11 protein-coding genes are annotated in these 17,846 nt (G+C 71.7%); 9 read left to right on the plus strand and 2 right to left on the minus strand.

Translation table 11 applies throughout. The features are described 5' to 3' along the window. Positions 1–18: 18 nt before the first annotated feature. Positions 19–4,089, plus strand: a complete 4,071-nt coding sequence (hrpA, locus tag ABZU25_RS09615; protein ID WP_355028891.1) for an ATP-dependent RNA helicase HrpA — start codon at positions 19–21, stop codon at positions 4,087–4,089. A 91-nt stretch (positions 4,090–4,180) separates the two neighbouring features. Here the strand turns inward: hrpA and ABZU25_RS09620 are convergent, their stop codons facing one another. Beyond that, entirely contained in the window at positions 4,181–5,113 is a 933-nt protein-coding gene (locus ABZU25_RS09620; protein ID WP_355028892.1) for a LysR family transcriptional regulator, read from the minus strand. An 83-nt stretch (positions 5,114–5,196) separates the two neighbouring features. Between ABZU25_RS09620 and ABZU25_RS09625 the strand changes: the two genes are divergently transcribed. The 7 genes from ABZU25_RS09625 to ABZU25_RS09655 all read left to right on the plus strand — a co-directional run bounded on the left by ABZU25_RS09625 (position 5,197) and on the right by ABZU25_RS09655 (position 13,382). Further along, on the plus strand, positions 5,197–5,880 hold the full coding sequence (locus ABZU25_RS09625) for a succinate dehydrogenase cytochrome b subunit (protein WP_355028893.1): 684 nt from the start codon (positions 5,197–5,199) through the stop codon (positions 5,878–5,880). A 1-nt stretch (position 5,881) separates the two neighbouring features. Beyond that, entirely contained in the window at positions 5,882–7,819 is a 1,938-nt protein-coding gene (locus tag ABZU25_RS09630) for a fumarate reductase/succinate dehydrogenase flavoprotein subunit (protein ID WP_355028894.1), read from the plus strand. After that, the gene (locus ABZU25_RS09635) at positions 7,816–8,580 is read left to right on the plus strand and encodes a succinate dehydrogenase/fumarate reductase iron-sulfur subunit (RefSeq protein WP_355028895.1); all 765 of its coding nucleotides are present in this window, start codon (positions 7,816–7,818) and stop codon (positions 8,578–8,580) included. The genes ABZU25_RS09630 and ABZU25_RS09635 overlap by 4 nt, the downstream gene beginning before the upstream one ends. Before the next feature lie 327 nt (positions 8,581–8,907). Next, complete coding sequence (locus ABZU25_RS09640) at positions 8,908–10,092, plus strand: zinc-dependent alcohol dehydrogenase (RefSeq protein ID WP_355028896.1); 1,185 nt, start codon at positions 8,908–8,910, stop codon at positions 10,090–10,092. After that, positions 10,089–11,018, plus strand: coding sequence for an SDR family NAD(P)-dependent oxidoreductase (locus ABZU25_RS09645; RefSeq protein WP_355028897.1), 930 nt, complete (start codon positions 10,089–10,091; stop codon positions 11,016–11,018). The genes ABZU25_RS09640 and ABZU25_RS09645 overlap by 4 nt, the downstream gene beginning before the upstream one ends. A 103-nt stretch (positions 11,019–11,121) precedes the next feature. Beyond that, entirely contained in the window at positions 11,122–12,126 is a 1,005-nt protein-coding gene (locus tag ABZU25_RS09650; RefSeq protein WP_355028905.1) for a serine hydrolase, read from the plus strand. Positions 12,127–12,287: 161 nt separating this feature from the next. After that, positions 12,288–13,382 (plus strand): MBL fold metallo-hydrolase, encoded by a 1,095-nt coding sequence (locus ABZU25_RS09655; protein WP_355028906.1) that lies wholly within the window; start codon positions 12,288–12,290, stop codon positions 13,380–13,382. Between the two features lie 12 nt (positions 13,383–13,394). On the opposite strand, the gene dgt is transcribed toward ABZU25_RS09655, so the two are convergent. Beyond that, positions 13,395–14,906 carry a dGTP triphosphohydrolase gene (dgt, locus tag ABZU25_RS09660; RefSeq protein ID WP_355028898.1) on the minus strand — a complete coding sequence of 504 codons (1,512 nt, stop codon included), beginning with the start codon at positions 14,904–14,906 and terminating at the stop codon, positions 13,395–13,397. Between the two features lie 108 nt (positions 14,907–15,014). On the opposite strand from dgt, the gene ABZU25_RS09665 reads away from it, so the two are divergent. Beyond that, complete coding sequence (locus tag ABZU25_RS09665; protein ID WP_355028899.1) at positions 15,015–17,492, plus strand: Tex family protein; 2,478 nt, start codon at positions 15,015–15,017, stop codon at positions 17,490–17,492. Positions 17,493–17,846: the final 354 nt, after the last annotated feature.

A 17,846-nucleotide genomic window follows, 5' to 3' on the forward strand; every position in this document is an offset into this window, starting at 1 on the left:
CCTATCCTTGGGCACGACATGCAGAATCCAACCGCCTCCGTCGCGACCGACCCGGTTCGCGAGCTGCACCGCCGCCTGACCCCTCTGATGTTCCGCGACCAGCGCCGGCTCCAGCGGCGGCTCGACGGTGCCCGCAAGCTGCGCGACCCGCAGCGCCGGGAGGCGGCGCTGGCCGAGATCACCGCCGACCTGGTCCGGGCCGAGCAGCGACTCGCCACCCGCCGAGCGGCGGTGCCGGTGATCACGTACCCGGCGGGGTTGCCGGTCAGCGAGCGCAAGGACGACATCGCCGCCGCCATCCGCGATCACCAGGTGGTGATCGTGGCCGGCGAGACCGGCTCCGGCAAGACCACCCAGATCCCCAAGATCTGCCTGGAGCTGGGGCGCGGGGTGCACGGGCTGATCGGGCACACGCAGCCCCGGCGGTTGGCCGCCCGCACGGTGGCCGACCGGATCGCCGACGAGCTGGGCACCGAGTTGGGTGACGTGGTCGGCTACAAGGTGCGCTTCACCGACCAGGTCAGCGAGCGCAGCCTGGTCAAGCTGATGACCGACGGCATCCTGCTTGCCGAGTTGCAGACCGACCGGATGCTGCGCCAGTACGACACGTTGATCATCGACGAGGCGCACGAGCGCAGCCTCAACATCGACTTCATCCTCGGGTACCTGCGGGAGCTGCTGCCCCGGCGGCCCGACCTCAAGGTGATCATCACCTCGGCGACCATCGAGACCGACCGGTTCGCCCGGCACTTCGCCGGGCCGCCCACTGCCGACGAGCCCGACGGCGTGCCCGCGCCGGTGGTCGAGGTCTCCGGCCGCACCTACCCGGTGGAGGTGCGCTACCGGCCGCTGCTCGAACTCGCCGAGGGCGAGGAGGACGGCGAGGGCGACGAGGAGAACGTCCGCGACCAGATCCAGGCGATCGGCGACGCCGTCGAGGAACTGGCCGCCGAAGGTCCTGGCGACGTCCTGGTCTTCCTCAGCGGCGAACGGGAGATCCGGGACACCGCGGACGCGCTCGCCAAACTGGTGCAGACCAAGCGCTCCCTGCTCGGCACCGAGATCCTGCCGCTGTACGCGCGGCTCTCCAGCGCCGAGCAGCACCGGGTCTTCGCCGCGCACACCTCGCGCCGGGTGGTGCTCGCCACCAACGTGGCGGAGACCTCGCTGACCGTGCCCGGCATCAAGTACGTGGTGGACCCGGGCACCGCCCGCATCTCCCGCTACTCCAGCCGGCTGAAGGTGCAGCGGCTGCCGATCGAGCCGGTCTCCCAGGCGTCGGCCAACCAGCGCAAGGGCCGCTGTGGGCGTACCTCGGACGGTATCTGCATCCGCCTCTACGACGAGCAGGACTTCGGATCCCGGCCCGAGTTCACCGACCCGGAGATCCTGCGCACCAACCTGGCGTCGGTCATCCTCCAGATGACCGCGATCGGGCTCGGCGACCTGGCCGCGTTCCCGTTCATCGACCCACCGGACAAGCGCAACATCACCGACGGCGTCAACCTGCTGCACGAGCTGGGCGCGTTGGACCCGACCGAGGCCGACCCGGCGAAGCGGCTCACCGCGCTGGGCCGTCGCCTGGCCCAGTTGCCGGTCGACCCGCGGCTGGCCCGGATGGTCGTCGAGGGCGAACGCAACGGCTGCGCCACCGAGGTGTTGGTGATCGCCGCCGCGCTCTCCATCCAGGACCCGCGCGAGCGGCCGGCGGAGAAGCAGGCCCAGGCCGACCAGGCGCACGCCCGGTTCGCCGACAAGGAGTCGGACTTCGTCGCCTACCTCAACCTCTGGCGCTACCTGCGGGAGCAGCAGCGGGAGCTGTCCTCCAGCGCGTTCCGCCGGATGTGCAAGGCCGAATACCTCAACTACCTGCGGATCCGCGAGTGGCAGGACATCGTCGGCCAGTTGCGGCAGGTGCTGCGTACCCCGGCGGAGGGTGACCGGCGCGGCGAGCGCCCGGCGCGCGACACCGCCGACGGCGCGGACGCCGGCCGGGGGGAGAGCCGGCGCGGCGGCGCGGACCTGCCGGAGGAGATCGACACCCCGAAGGTGCACCAGTCGCTGCTGCCCGGCCTGCTGTCGCACATCGGCCTCAAGGACGCCCAGAAACACGAGTATCTGGGGGCGCGGGGCGCGAAGTTCGCGGTCTTCCCCGGCTCGGCGTTGTTCAAGAAGCCGCCGCGCTGGGTGATGGCCGCCGAGCTGGTGGAGACGTCCCGGCTGTGGGGCCGCATCGCCGGCCGGGTCGAGCCGGAGTGGGTGGAGCCGCTGGCGCAGCACCTGGTCAAGCGCAGCTACAGCGAGCCGCACTGGGAGAAGAAGCAGGCCGCGGTGATGGCCTACGAGAAGGTCACCCTGTACGGCGTCCCGCTTGTCACCTCCCGCAAGGTCAACTTCGGTCGGATCGACCCGGCGTTGAGCCGGGAGCTGTTCATCCGGCACGCTCTCGTCGAGGGCGACTGGCAGACCCACCACCAGTTCTGGGCGGACAACAAGCGGCTGCTCGCCGAGATCGAGGAGTTGGAGAGCCGGGCGCGACGCCGGGACATCCTGGTCGACGACGAAACCATCTTCGGCTTCTACGACCAGCGGATCCCCGCCGACGTGTCCTCCGGCCGGCACTTCGACAGCTGGTGGAAGACGACCCGTCGGGAACGGCCCGACCTGCTCACCTTCACCCGCGACCTGCTTGTCAACGACGGCCGGCCGGGGGTGGACGAGGACGACTACCCGGACGAGTGGCAGGCCGACGGGGTGCGCCTGCCGCTGACGTACCGGTTCGAGCCGGGCACACCGACCGACGGCGTCACCGTCGACATCCCACTGCCACTGCTCAACCAGGTGCCGGCGGAGAGCTTCGGCTGGCAGGTGCCGGGCCTGCGCGAGGAGACGGTCATCGCGCTGATCCGCTCGCTGCCCAAGGCGATCCGCCGCAACTTCGTGCCGGTGCCGGACTACGCCCGCGCCGCCCTCGCGGCGATCACCCCCGGCGAGGCGTCGCTGCTGGACGCGCTCACCCGTGAACTGCGCCGGATGACCGGGGTCACCGTGCCCCGGGACGCCTGGGAGCCGGACAAGCTGCCCGCCCACCTCCGGGTGACCTTCCGGGTCCTGGGCGACGACGACAAGCCGGTCGCCGAGGGCAAGGACCTGCCGGCCCTGCAACGTCAACTCCGCCAGGAGGTACGCCAGGTGGTGGCGGCCGCCGCGCCGGAGGTGGCCCGTACCGGGCTGCGCGAGTGGAGCCTCGGCACCCTGCCACGGACCATCGAGCAGGTCCGGGCCGGTTACCGGGTGACCGCGTACCCGGCGCTTGTCGACGAGGGCGCCACGGTCGGGGTGCGGGTGTTCGACTCCCCCGCCGAGGCGGAGGCGGCGCACTGGGCCGGCACCCGCCGCCTGTTGCGACTCACAGTGCCGTCGCCGGCCCGGTTCCTACAGGGGCGGCTGAACAACGAGGCGAAGCTGGCGTTGAGCCGCAACCCCCACGGTGGCGTGCAGGAGCTGATCGAGGACGCGGCGGGCGCGGCCATCGACCGGCTGATCGGCGACGCCGGCGGGCCGGCCTGGGACGCCGAGGGGTTCGCGGCGCTGCGCGAGAAGGTCCGGGCCGATCTTGTCGACACAGTGGTCGAGGTGATGGACCGGGTCCGCCGGGTGCTCGCCGCCGCGTACGCCGTGGAACAGCGGCTCGGGGCCACCCGCAACCTCGCCGTGGTGGCCGCGCTTGCCGACATCCGCAAGCAGCTCGCCGGTCTGGTGCACGCCGGTTTCATCACCGAGGCGGGGTACGCCCGGCTGCCCGACCTGCTGCGCTACCTCACCGCCATCGAACGCCGACTGGACCGCCTCGGCGGCAATCCGCAGCGGGACCGCCAGCAGCAGGACCGCGTGGCGGTGGTGCAGAAGGAGTACGACGACCTGCTCGCCGCGCTGCCACCGGCCCGCCGACAGGGGACCGCCGTGCGGCAGATCCGCTGGATGATCGAGGAGTTGCGGGTGAACGTCTTCGCCCAGGCGCTGGGCACCCCGTACCCCGTCTCGGAACAGCGGATCTACCGGGCGATGGACGACGCCGAGGGCCGCTGAGCCCGGCGGCCTGGCCGGTCGCGACGGCGGCCGGCCCGGGGGGCCGTGGCAGCAGGCCGGCCCGGTCGTGGTCGGTCGGGTCGTCGCCGGGTCAGGTCAGTGGCTCCACGCCGGGGGGCAGTTGGCCGAGGTCGATCGCCGACTGGATGTAGTCGAGCAGGATCCGCCGAAGCTCCCGGCCGGCGTGGGTGGGTACGACGTCGCGCCGACGGGCCACCGCGATGGTCCGCCGCACGCCGGGCGGGGCGAGGGGGGTGATCCGCACTCCCGGTCGGCGCGCCAGCACGATGCCGGGCACGAGCGCGATGCCGAGCCCCGCCTCGACGAAGCTGAGCACCGCGTCCATCTCGCCGCCGTCGACTGCGAAGGTGGGTTCGAAGCCCGCCTCCCGACACGCCTGGATGGTGGCGTCGCGCAGGTCGTACCCCTCCCGGAACATCACCATCGGCAGGTCGCGCAGGTCGGTGATGCGTAGCTCGCCGGTCACCGAGGCGGTCGGCACCTCCCCCACCGAGGCCACCACCAGGCTCTCCCGCAGGATCGGGTCGACGCGCAGGCCCGGGTTGGCGCCCTGGGCCGGCATGATGATCAGCGCCAGGTCGAGGTCTCCGCGGAGCAGGTCGCGGACGAGATCCTGGGAGCCGCTCTCCTCGACGCGCAGGTCGATGGTGGGGTGGGCGTCGCGGAACCGGCGCAGCACCGGCGGGGCGAGCGAGGTGGCCAGGCTCGGGGTGGCACCGAGCCGGACCCGGCCCCGGCGCAGCCCGACCAACTCCTGCACCTCCCGGGTCGCGGTCTCCACGTCGGCGAGGATCCGGGTGGCAAACGGCAGCAGCACCTCACCCGCCGCGGTGAGGGCGATGTTGCCCCTTACCCGTTCGAACAGTGGCGCCCCGAGGTCGGCCTCCAGAGCGTGAATTTGCTTACTGAGCGAGGGCTGAGTTATGCCGACGATGTCGGCCGCATGGGTGAAATGTCGTACTTCGGCCACCGCGACGAAGTACCTGAGCTGATGGAGCTGCATCTACATAGCCTACGGCTATCAACACTACGAGTTTGATGCATTGGACGACTGATCGAAGTGCTCCTAGCGTCGGTTGCGTGGTAATGACGAGAACTCGGTCGCCCATCCGCTCGAACGTCGGCCTCAAGGCCGTCATGGCGGTGACGGGCATCCTGCTGGCGCTGTTCCTGATCGCGCACATGCTCGGGAACCTGAAGGTGTTCACGGGGGAGACCTCGTTCGACCACTACGCGCACTGGCTGCGCGACATCGGCAAGCCGCTGCTGCCCGGCGTCTGGTTCCTGTGGATCCTGCGCACCGTGCTCACGGTGGCGGTCGTCGCCCACATCGTCGCCGCCACCGTGCTGGCCCGGCGCGCCCGCGCGGCCCGCCCGGTGAAGTACGCCCACCGCAAGAAGGTCAACGGCAGCTACGCGGCCCGCACCATGCGCTGGGGTGGCGTGATCATCCTGCTCTTCGTGATCTACCACCTGCTGGACCTCACCACCGGCACGCTGAACCCGGTCGGCAACGCCAGCAAGCCGTACGGCAACGTCGTCGCCGACTTCGCACCGGAACGCTGGTACGTCACGCTCTTCTACACCCTCGCCATCCTCGCGGTCGGCTTCCACCTGCGCCACGGCGCGTTCAGCGCGTTCCGCAGTCTCGGCCAGCAGACGCCCCGCGGCGAGCGCCGGGCGCGCACCGCGGCGCTGGTCTTCGCCGTGCTGCTCTGCGCCGGATACCTGGTGGTCCCGTTCGCCGTACTCACCGGATTGGTGTCCTGACATGGAACTCTTCACCGAGGGCGACCCGATCGCCGACACCAGGGCTCCCGCCGGCCCCGTCGAGAAGCGGTGGGAGACCCGCCGCTTCGAGGCCAAGCTGGTCAACCCCGCCAACCGCCGCAAGATGACGGTGATCGTGGTGGGCACCGGCCTGGCCGGCGGCTCGGCCGCGGCGACCCTGGCCGAACAGGGCTACCACGTCAAGTCCTACTGCTACCAGGACAGCCCCCGGCGGGCGCACTCCATCGCGGCACAGGGCGGCATCAACGCGGCGAAGAACTACCGCAACGACGGCGACTCCGTACACCGGCTCTTCTACGACACCGTCAAGGGCGGCGACTTCCGCTCCCGGGAGTCGAACGTGCACCGGCTGGCCGAGGTCTCCGTCAACATCATCGACCAGTGCGTCGCCCAGGGGGTGCCGTTCGCCCGCGAGTACGGCGGCCTGCTGGACACCCGCTCCTTCGGCGGCGCCCAGGTGCAGCGCACCTTCTACGCCCGGGGCCAGACGGGCCAGCAGCTGCTGCTCGGCGCGTACCAGGCCCTGGAACGGCAGATCGGCCTGGGCACCGTGGAGATGAACGCCCGGCACGAGATGCTCGAACTGGTCCTCGTCGACGGCAAGGCCCGCGGCATCGTCGTCCGGGACCTGGTCACCGGCGAGATCAGCACCGAGATGGCCGACGCCGTGGTGCTCGCCTCCGGCGGCTACGGCAACGTCTTCTACCTCTCCACGAACGCCAAGGGCTGCAACGTCACCGCCACCTGGCGCGCGCACCGCAAGGGCGCGTACTTCGCCAACCCCTGCTACACCCAGATCCACCCGACCTGCATCCCCGTCTCCGGCGACCACCAGTCGAAGCTGACCCTGATGAGCGAGTCGCTGCGCAACGACGGCCGGGTCTGGGTGCCGAAGACCAAGGGCGACGACCGCAACCCGCGCGACATTCCGGAGGACGAGCGGGACTACTACCTGGAGCGGATCTACCCCTCCTTCGGCAACCTGGTCCCCCGCGACATCGCCTCCCGCGCCGCGAAGAACGTCTGCGACGAGGGCCGGGGCGTCGGCCCGACCAAGCTCGGCGTCTACCTCGACTTCGCCGACGCCATCGGCCGGCTCGGCCGCAAGGCCATCGAGGCCAAGTACGGCAACCTCTTCGAGATGTACGAGCGGATCACCGGCGAGGACCCGTACGAGGTGCCGATGCGGATCTACCCCGCCGTGCACTACACGATGGGCGGCCTGTGGGTGGACTACGACCTCCAGTCGAACATCCCCGGCCTGTTCGTGATCGGCGAGGCGAACTTCTCCGACCACGGCGCGAACCGGCTCGGCGCCTCGGCGCTCATGCAGGGCCTCGCCGACGGCTACTTCGTGCTGCCCACCACCATCGCGAACTACCTGGCCTCGGGCCCGCTGGAGAAGGTCGACGCCAGCCACCCGGCGGCGGTCGAGGCCCGCACCGACGTCGAGAACCGCGTCCAGCGGCTGCTCGCTGTCGACGGCGACCGGACCGTGGACTCGTTCCACCGGGAACTCGGCCAGATCATGTGGGAACACTGCGGCATGGAGCGCAGCGAGGCCGGGCTGCGCAAGGCGATCGACGAGATCCGCGCCCTGCGCGAGCAGTTCTGGCAGCGGGTCAAGGTGTCCGGCACCGGCGAGGAACTCAACCAGTCACTGGAGAAGGCCGGCCGGGTGGCCGACTTCTTCGAACTGGCCGAGCTGATGTGCATCGACGCCCTGCACCGCGAGGAGTCCTGCGGCGGCCACTTCCGGGCCGAGTACCAGACCCCCGACGGTGAGGCGCAGCGCGACGACGACCGGTTCGCGTACGTGGCGGCCTGGGAGTTCACCGCCACCGGTGAGCCCTCGGTGCTGCACAAGGAAGACCTGAAGTTCGAATACGTCCACCCCACGCAGCGGAGCTACAAGTGAACCTGACCCTGCGCATCTGGCGCCAGACGGGCCCTGAGGACAAGGGTCGGATGGTGACCTACCCGGTCGACGACGTGTCCCCGGACATGTCGTTCCTGGAGATGCTCGACGTGCTCAACGAGCGGCTCATCCTCGCCGGCGAGGACCCGGTCGCATTCGACCACGACTGCCGTGAGGGCATCTGCGGCATGTGCGGCCTGATGATCAATGGCGACGCGCACGGGCCGCAGCGCGGCACCACCGCCTGCCAGCTGCACATGCGACAGTTCACCGACGGCGAGACGATCGACATCGAGCCGTGGCGGGCCAGCGCCTTCCCGGTCATCAAGGACCTGGTGGTCAACCGGGGCGCCTTCGACAAGATCATCGCTGCGGGTGGTTACATCACCGCCCCAACCGGCAGCGCACCCGAGGCACACTCCACAGCGGTCGCCAAGGCCAACGCCGACGCCGCCTTCGAGTCGGCGGCCTGCATCGGCTGCGGCGCGTGCGTGGCAGCCTGCCCCAACGGCTCCGGCATGCTCTTCACCGCCGCGAAGCTCACCCAACTCTCCCTGCTGCCCCAGGGCCAGCCGGAGCGCTACACCCGGGTCATCGGCATGGTCGACGCGCACGACGAGGCCGGCTTCGGCGGCTGCACCAACGCCGGCGAATGCACCCCGGCCTGCCCGAAGGGCATCCCGCTGAACACCATCGGCCGCCTCAACCGCGACTACCTCGCGGCCACCGCGAAGGGCGCCGGCAACACCCCCGGCTCCTGAGGCCCGCTCCACGCCAGACCGCCGTATCCCGGACTCGTTCCCGGGGTACGGCGGTCCGCTGTTCGGCCTCGGGGTGTTGCGACCCGATCCCCGAACCTGCCGAATGGGCCGCCACGGGCCACCCGCAAGATCCGCGCAACAACGGGGAAAGTGCTGCCTCCGGGCGTTCGGAGGCAGCACTTTCGGTGATGTTGCGCGGATCTTGCAGGGGGTGCGGGGCGCGGGGCGTCAGACGAGGCGGACGACGAGCCGAGGGAGCGTGGCCGGTTCAAGTGCCCGACGCCGGGTAGCAGTCCCTTCAGGCAGCGTTGAGAGGGGACGAGGGACATGAAGGCACTGACCTGGCAGGGCAAGCGGGACGTACGGGTCGAGGAGGTGCCGGACCCTCGGATCGAGGAGCCGACCGATGCGATCGTGAAGATCACTTCGACCGCGATCTGCGGTTCCGACCTGCACCTGTACGAGGTGCTCGGGCCGTACCTGAAGCCCGGTGACGTCCTGGGCCACGAACCGATGGGCATCGTCCAGGAGGTCGGGTCGGAGGTGACCGGGCTCAAGCCGGGCGACCGGGTGGTGGTGCCGTTCAACATCTCCTGCGGGAGTTGCTGGATGTGCCAACGCCAGCTCTACGCCCAGTGCGAGACCACCCAGGTCACCAGCGAGGGCAAGGGCGCCGCGCTGTTCGGTTACACCTCGCTCTACGGTTCGGTGCCCGGGGGACAGGCCGAGTACCTGCGCGTCCCGCAGGCCCACTTCGGCCCGATCGTCGTCCCGCAGACCGGCGCCGACGAGCGGTACCTCTACCTGTCCGACGTTCTGCCCACCGCCTGGCAGGCCGTGAAGTACGCGGACACCCCGCCCGGTGGCACCCTGGCCGTCTTCGGGCTGGGCCCGGTCGGGCAGTTCTGCGCCCGGATCGGCCGCCACCTCGGAGCCGGCCGGGTGATCGGGCTGGATCTGGTGCCCGAGCGGCTGGAACTGGCCCGCCGGCACGGCATCGAGGTGCTCGACGTCCGTGAACTGTCCGACGTGCCGGGCGCGCTGATCGACCTGGTCGACGGGCGCGGCCCGGACGCGGTGATCGACGCGGTCGGGATGGAGGCGCACGGTTCCCCGGGGGGCAAGCTGGCCCACGCCGCCGTCGGGCTGCTGCCGGACAAGCTGGCTCAGACGATGACCGACCGGGTCGGCATGGACCGGCTGTCCGTCCTGCACGCCGCGGTCAAGGCGGTGCGCCGTGGCGGCACCGTGTCGGTCTCCGGCGTGTACGGCGGCGAGGCGGACCCGATGCCGCTGATGGAGATGTTCGATCGGGGCATCCAACTGCGGATGGGGCAGTGCCACGTGCGCCGGTGGACCGACGAGATCCTGCCGCTGCTCGCCGGTGACGACGACCCGCTGGGTGTGGAGGACCTGCGTACCCACCGGGTGCCGCTGGCCCGCGCTCCACAGGCGTACGAGATGTTCCAGAAGAAGGAGGACGGCTGCATCAAGGTCGTGCTCGAACCGTGAGTCGGGTGGTGGTGGTCGTCGGCGCGAGCAGCGGGATCGGCCGGGCCACAGCCCGGACGTTCGCCGAGCGCGGCGACCGCCTCGTCCTCGCCGCCCGTGCCACCACCACCCTGGCCGAGGTACGCGCGGAGTGCGCCGACGTCGACGTGCTGACCGTGCCGACCGACGTCACGGAGCCGGGCGCGTTGGAGGCGCTCGCGGACGCGGCGATCGATCGGTTCGGCCGGATCGACGTCTGGGTGCACACGGCGGCCGTGATGGCCTACGGGCGCTTCGACGAGCTACCCGAACGGGTCTTCGACCAGGTGGTACGGACCGATCTGCTCGGCACCGCCGGCTCGGTACGGGTGGCGCTGCGGCACTTCCGGGCCGCCGGGGCCGGCACTGTCATCCTCACCGGTTCGGTGCTCGGGCACATCACCGCGCCGTACATGAGCGCGTACGTGGCCAGCAAATGGGGCGTGCAGGGCCTGATCCGCACGGTGCAGCAGGAGCTGCGCGACACCCCGCGGATCCGACTGTGCCTGGTCAACCCGGGCAGCGTGGACACCCCCGTGTACCAGCAGGCGGCCAACTATCTGGGTCGGATCGGCCGACCCCCACCGCCGATCGCCAGCCCGCAACGGGTGGCCCGCGCCATCGTGGACTGTGCGGACCGGCCCCGACGCGAGGTCTCCGTGGGCCGGCTCAACGTGCTGCTACGAGCCGGCTTCACAGTGCTGCCGGGCGTCTACGACGTCCTGGTCGGGCCGCTGATGCGGCGGGTCGGCCTGAGTGGACGATCGGTCGCCGCGAACAACGGCAGTGTTTTCGCCCCGAACCCGGCCGGCGAGGCGGTCCGTGGCGGCCACCTGCCCGACCTGCGGCAACTCGTGTCCGGGCCGGCCGGCGCGGTCGGTGCCGCACTGCGCCGACGGCTCGGCTGAACTGTTCGCGACTGTTCGGGAGGACATTGTGGATCGATCAACTCGCCTAGTGTGGTGGGCTGACACGCGCTCCGGCGCACCACGATGGGGGAGACGCTTGACCATGCGACTGAACCGCAGAACGGCACTTGGGTTGGGCACGGTCGCCACCGCCGGGACGGTGCTGGGCGTCGCCGCCCCGGCGAGCGCCGCCCCGAGCACCGAGGCCACACCGACCACGCCCGCCCCGGCCGCCCGGCGGGTCGCATCCGTGTTCACCAAGCACAGCACCGAGGCCGGTGGCAACTGGCAGGCGTACATCGGCATGGCCGGACCGGCCGGTGCGCCGGTGGTCGCGGTGGCGGCCGACGCCGACCGGCGGATCGAGGCGTACAGCGTCAACAAGATCGCGGTTGCCACCGCGGTGCTCGACAAGGTCGACCGGGGGCTGCTCACCCTGGACCAGCAGGTCGAGGTGAGCGCGGCGATCGTCGTGCCGGGCGGTGACGGCATCTTCAGCCTGGACGGCGCGTACCCCAGCCGAGTGACCCTCGGGCACGTGCTGGCCAACCTGCTGACCGTCTCGGACGACACAGCGGTGCGGCTGTGCGGGCTGGTCGCCCCGGCGGCCGAGATCAATTCCATCCTGGTCGCCAAGGGTTTCCCGAACACCCAGGTCGAGCCGGTGGCCAACCCGAACCGGTTCTTCCTCGGCACCAGCACCCCCCGGGAGACCCACGACCTGCTGCGCGCCCTGGTCGGCGGCACGCTGCTCTCCCCCGCCTCGACGACGTACCTGCTGGGCATCCTGCGCTCCCCGGTGGCGTTCACCGACGGCATCCGGCGCACCATGTCCTCCGACGAACGGGCGCGCATCGCCACCAAGGCCGGCTGGTACGCCGACGCCCGGCACGAGGCCGGCGTGATCTTCGACCGCTCCGGCGCGGCGGTGCTCACCTACGCGCTCTTCGCCGACGGGCAGGCCGACCCGGACAACTTCGGCGCCACCCACCCGGCGCTGCGGGCCCGCGCCGCCATGGGCCCCAAGTTCCTGGCCGCGGTGGATCGGATCGCGGGCACGGGCACCACGTTCCGGATCACCGCCCGCCGTCCCAGCAACGGCGGCTAGGCACCGTCCCGGGCCGGTCGCCGCTGCCGGCGGCCGACCCGGCGTGCCGACCGCCGAGGCACGGTTCGGCGCGGGTGACTACCGTGTAGGGCGGACACGTCGGAGGGACGCCAATGGCACGAGCGCGGAGCACGGACGTCGAACGGTCGCTCGGGCGGCGGATGCGGGGAGCGACCGGCCTGGCCGCGCTGGCCGGCCTGGCCTGGGTCGCCCGGGATGTGCCGGCGGCCCTCGGTGGCCGGCTCAGCGGGGCGCGGGCCGAACGGGCAGCCCACTCGCCCCAGTTCCGCGAGGGCACCTTCCACAACCGGGCCGGCACCCGCACCATGGTCGGCGAGCCGGGGCGCAACCTGCTCCGCGAGCTGATCTTCGGCAAGCAGAAGCGGCGTCCCACCGCGCCCGTGCCGCTGCTGCGGCCCAGCGCGCCGGAGGCCGCCGACACCGCCGACGAGCTCAACATCGTCTGGTACGGCCACGCCTCGACGCTGATCGAGATCGAGGGCCGGCGGGTGCTGCTCGATCCAGTCTGGAGCGACCGCTGCTCGCCGTCCGGCCTGGTCGGCCCGCGCCGGCTGCACGAGCCACCGGTACGCCTCGACGAGCTGCCCCCACTGGACGCCATCCTCATCTCGCACGACCACTACGACCACCTCGACATGGCCACCGTGCGAGCGCTGCTGGCCGGGCAGTCCGCGCCGTTCCTGGTGCCGCTCGGCGTGGGCGCGCACCTGGACCGCTGGGGCGTACCCGCCGAGCGGATCATCGAGCTGGACTGGTCCGAGTCGCACCAGGTCGCCGGGCTGGAGATCACCGCCACCGCCGCCCAGCACTTCTCCGGTCGCGGGCTGCGCCGCGACGGCACGCTCTGGAGCTCCTGGGTGGTGGCCGGAGCGCGCCGCAAGGTCTTCTACACCGGCGACTCCGGCTACTTCGACGGGTACGCGGAGATCGGCGCCGAACACGGACCGTTCGACGTGACGCTGATGCAGATCGGCGCGTACGACCGCGCCTGGCCGACGATCCACATGTTCCCCGAGGAGGCCGTCACCGCCCACCTCGACCTGCGCGGCGGCCTGTTCGTCCCGGTGCACTGGGCGACGTTCAACCTGGCCCTGCACGACTGGTCCGAGCCGGTCAACCGGCTGTGGGCCGAGGCGAAGGCCCGCGACGTCCGGCTCGCCGTGCCCCGCCCGGGTGAACGGGTGGTGGTCGACGAGCCGCCCGCCGTGGACGGCTGGTGGCAGGCCGTCGCCTGAGAGGCAGGCCGCTCAGAGCACGAACGCGTCGGTCCAGAGCGCACCGGACCGGCCGGAGAGCGCGTCCAGCATGGCCACCGCCTGACCGTCGGTGAGCTGCGCGACGAAATCCACGATGGCCCGGCCCCGGGCCCGACCGATCCGGTCCGGGGTACGCGGGTGCAGCTCCGCCTCGGCCAGCTCGACCAGGTCGTGCAGCCGGCGGGGCAACCGCGACTCCTCCTCCGGGTCGAGCAGCCACTCCCAGAGCGCCTCGACCAGGGTGCCCAGCAGTCGGGCCTGGCCGCGCTGGTGCAGGGCGAGATCCGGGCGGGCCAGCACGAAGCGGTGGTGGACGAACTTGAGCACCTGGACCTCGTGCCACTGCGCGCAACCCAGCAGCACGTGCCCGGAGCGCACCGACGGCTGCTCGGTCACCGTGATCGCCTCGACGAAGCGGGTGGACCAGCGGGCGGAGAACCGCGCCACGTACTGCTCGGCCTCGATCGAGCCGTCGAACGGCATCGCCAGCAGCCCGTCGACCAACTCCTCGCGGACGTGCTCGACGGCGGCGGCGAAGGCGTCGTCGTCGGCGATCCAGGCGTCCTTGCGGTGCAACTGCCGACGTAGCCGCTCGATCGCGGCACCGGGCCGTCGCGCCGCGGTGGCCAGCGCCGCGTCGGTGATCGCCCGCAGTTGCCCGCTCTCGCGCTGCCAGGCCATCAACTCGGCGGAGACCGACCCCTGCTGGAGCACGCCGACCCGGTAGAAGTCCTCCACGTCGTGGATGGCGTACGCGATGTCGTCGGCGGTGTCCATCACGGACGCCTCCACTGTCTGCTGCCAGTCCGGGATGCGACCGGCGAACGGCTCCCGCGCCTGCCGCAGGTCGTCGAGTTCGGTGCGGTACGCGCCGAACTTCGACGAGCCGCTCTCCGGGTCGTCCGGCGGCGGGGTGGCTCCGCGCGGCGGCGGGTCCATCGTGCGTGGGTGCGGATCGGGGTGGTCCAACCGGGTCCACGGGTACTTCAGCATCGCGGCGCGGACCGCGGCGGTCAGGTCCAACCCGGTGGTGGCGGCGCCCCGGATCTCGGTGCTGGTGACGATCCGGTACGACTGGGCGTTGCCCTCGAATCCGTCGGGGAGGCCGAGGCGCTGACGGGCCAGCCGGTCCAGCACCCGCTCCCCCAGGTGCCCGAACGGTGGGTGGCCGAGGTCGTGGGCGAGCGCGGCGGCCTCCACCACGTCGGGGTCGCAGCCGCCAAGCTTGTCCAGCAGGTCACGCGAGCGCTCGTCGGTCGTCAGCCGCTCGGCGATCGACCGGCCCACCTGGGCGACCTTCAGGCTGTGGGTGAGCCGGTTGTGCACCAGCAGGCCGGAGCCGACCGGGCTGATGACCTGGGTGACGCCACCGAGGCGGGCAAAGAACGGTGAGCCCACGATCCGGTCCCGGTCGGCGCGGAACGGGTTGGCGGCGAGGTCGCCCAGCGCGCGGGCGCTGCCGCCGAAGAGTCGACGGGCGCGCGGCTCCGCAGGTGTTTCCATGATCGCCACGCTAGCGCAGGCCCGGCGGGGCCGTCCGGGGGTCGCCCGGCACAATGCAGGGCGGTACCCGCTCTTGAAGGCGGATCGAGTCGAAGGCGGATCGAGATCGTGACCCAGTCTGTTCATCAGCGGATCGCCGACGAGCTCGGCGTGGCCGAGCGTCAGGTGCGGGCGGCCGTGGAGCTGCTCGACGGCGGCGCCACAGTGCCGTTCATCGCCCGTTACCGCAAGGAGGCCACCGGCCTGCTCGACGACACCCAGCTGCGCACCCTGGAGGAGCGGCTGCGCTATCTGCGCGAGCTGGACGAGCGGCGGGCGGCGGTGCTGGAGTCGATCCGCGGCCAGGGCAAGCTGGACGAGGCGCTGGAAGCGCAGATCATGGCGGCCGACTCGAAGTCCCGGCTGGAGGACATCTACCTGCCGTACAAGCCGAAGCGCCGGACCCGGGCGCAGATCGCCCGGGAGGCCGGGCTCGCGCCGCTGGCCGAGTCGCTGCTGGCCGACCCCACCCAGGACCCGCGGGCCACCGCCGCCGCCTTCGTGGACCCGGAGAAGGGCGTCGCTGACGCCGCCGCCGCTCTGGAGGGCGCCCGCGCCATCCTGATCGAGACGTTCGCCGAGGACGCCGACCTGATCGGCACGCTGCGCGAGCAGATGTGGTCGCGGGGCCGTCTGGTGTCCCGGGTACGCGAGGGACAGGAGGCTGCCGGCGCCAAGTTCGCCGACTACTTCGACTTCTCCGAGCCGTACCCGAAGCTGCCCTCGCACCGGATCCTGGCCATGCTCCGGGGCGAGAAGGAGGGCATGCTCGACCTGACCATGGAGCCGGAGGAGGCCGGCGCGGCGGACGCGGCGCCGACCGGCCCGAGCCGGTACGAGGCGGCCATCGCCGGCCGGTTCGGGGTGTCCGACGCGGGCCGCCCCGCCGACCGCTGGCTGGCCGACACGGTCCGCTGGGCGTGGCGTACCCGGATCCTCATCCACCTCGGCGCGGACCTGCGGATGCGGCTGTGGCAGGCGGCCGAGGAGGAGGCGGTACGCGTCTTCGCCACCAACCTTCGTGACCTGCTGCTGGCCGCCCCGGCCGGCACCCGCCCGACGATGGGTCTGGACCCGGGTCTGCGGACCGGTGTGAAGGTGGCAGTGGTGGACGCCACCGGCAAGGTGCTCGCCACCGACACCATCTACCCGCACGAGCCGCGCCGGCAGTGGGACGCGTCGGTCGAGACCCTCGCCCGGCTGGCCGGCGCGCACGGGGTGGAGCTGATCGCGATCGGCAACGGCACCGCCTCGCGGGAGACCGACAAGCTGGCCGGTGACCTGATCACGCGGTACCCGCACCTCAACCTCACCAAGGTGATGGTCTCCGAGGCTGGCGCGTCGGTCTACTCCGCCTCCGCGTACGCCTCGCAGGAGCTGCCGGGGATGGACGTGTCGCTGCGCGGGGCGGTGTCCATCGCCCGCCGGCTCCAGGATCCGCTCGCCGAGCTGGTCAAGATCGACCCACGGTCGATCGGGGTCGGCCAGTACCAGCACGACCTGTCCGAGGTGAAGCTGTCCCGGTCGCTGGACGCGGTGGTGGAGGACTGCGTCAACGCGGTCGGGGTGGACGTCAACACCGCCTCCGCGCCGCTGCTGACCCGGGTCTCCGGGATCGGCGCCGGTTTGGCCGAGAACATCGTGCTGCACCGGGACGCCAACGGGCCGTTCCGGTCGCGTACCGAGTTGAAGAAGGTGGCACGGCTCGGGCCGAAGGCGTTCGAGCAGTGCGCCGGCTTCCTGCGCATCCCCGACGGCGACGACCCGTTGGACTCCTCCAGCGTGCACCCCGAGGCGTACCCGGTGGTGCGCCGGATCCTCGCCAGCACCGGTCAGGACCTGCGCTCGGTGATCGGTAGGAGCGCGATCCTGCGCGGGCTGCGGGCGACCGACTTCGTCGACGACCGGTTCGGCCTGCCCACCGTCACCGACATCCTCGCCGAGTTGGAGAAGCCGGGCCGCGATCCCCGCCCGGAGTTCCGCACCGCCACCTTCGTCGAGGGGGTGGAGAAGATCAGTGACCTGACGTCAGGCATGGTGCTGGAGGGTGTGGTCACCAACGTGGCCGCGTTCGGCGCCTTCGTGGACGTCGGGGTGCACCAGGACGGTCTGGTGCACGTGTCGGCGATGTCCCGGACCTTCGTGAAGGATCCCCGCGAGGTGGTCAAGTCCGGCGACGTGGTCAAGGTCAGGGTGCTCGACGTGGACGTACCCCGTAAGCGGATCTCGTTGACCCTGCGCCTGGAGGACGAGCCCGCCGCCGCCGGCAGTGGTGGTCGGACGAGTCAGGAGGGGCGCGGCGGCCCGGCGCAGCGCGGACCGCAGGGTGGACGCGGCGGGCAGGACGGTCGCGGCGGGTCTGGTGGTCAGGGCGGGTCCGGCGGTCAGGGCGGGTCCGGTCGCGGCGGCTCCGACGGTCGCGGCGGTCAGGGCGGGTCCGGCGGTCGCGGCGGCCAGGGCGCACGGGGCGGGCAGCAGCGGCAGGGCGCACCGGCGCCGGCCAACGACGCGATGGCGGAGGCTCTGCGTCGCGCTGGATTAGCTTGATCCGTTAGCCGGCGTGAAGACGCGCCCGGAACGCCCCGCAGGGGCTACCATCCTCGGCGCCTCCCGGGTCCCGGACCCGCAGCGACCGACTCGCGGGACCTCGACGGGCCCTCGACGGGCACTGTCGAGCTGCCCCACCCGTGGGGCGGGGCGGGGCCGGCCGCCGACACGGCTTAACCGCCGCCCGCCCACCCACGGCCCGGCCACGCGCCCGCAACGCCCCGGTTCGGCGCAGATCTTGGACACTTTCCGTTCGGCGGGCGGTCTCAGTCGGTGGTTGCAACGCCGAGGAGTTGGGCCATTCTTTCAGCTGGGGTGTCGATGTTGAGGGTCTTGCGGGGTCTTGCGTTGAGT

It is taken from the genome of Micromonospora sp. NPDC005215, from assembly GCF_040607915.1.
In the GTDB taxonomy this organism is placed as follows: Bacteria; Actinomycetota; Actinomycetes; order Mycobacteriales; family Micromonosporaceae; genus Micromonospora.

Bases quoted from the DNA above. Each gene is read 5' to 3' on its own strand.
- ABZU25_RS09625 (WP_355028893.1), top strand. From the start codon at position 5,197: ATGACGAGAACTCGGTCGCCCATCCGCTCGAACGTCGGCCTCAAGGCC.
- ABZU25_RS09655 (WP_355028906.1), top strand. From the start codon at position 12,288: ATGCGGGGAGCGACCGGCCTGGCCGCGCTGGCCGGCCTGGCCTGGGTC.
- ABZU25_RS09650 (WP_355028905.1), top strand. From the start codon at position 11,122: ATGCGACTGAACCGCAGAACGGCACTTGGGTTGGGCACGGTCGCCACC.
- ABZU25_RS09630 (WP_355028894.1), top strand. From the start codon at position 5,882: ATGGAACTCTTCACCGAGGGCGACCCGATCGCCGACACCAGGGCTCCC.
- dgt (WP_355028898.1), bottom strand. From the start codon at position 14,906: ATGGAAACACCTGCGGAGCCGCGCGCCCGTCGACTCTTCGGCGGCAGC.
- ABZU25_RS09640 (WP_355028896.1), top strand. From the start codon at position 8,908: ATGAAGGCACTGACCTGGCAGGGCAAGCGGGACGTACGGGTCGAGGAG.
- ABZU25_RS09620 (WP_355028892.1), bottom strand. From the start codon at position 5,113: ATGCAGCTCCATCAGCTCAGGTACTTCGTCGCGGTGGCCGAAGTACGA.
- hrpA (WP_355028891.1), top strand. From the start codon at position 19: ATGCAGAATCCAACCGCCTCCGTCGCGACCGACCCGGTTCGCGAGCTG.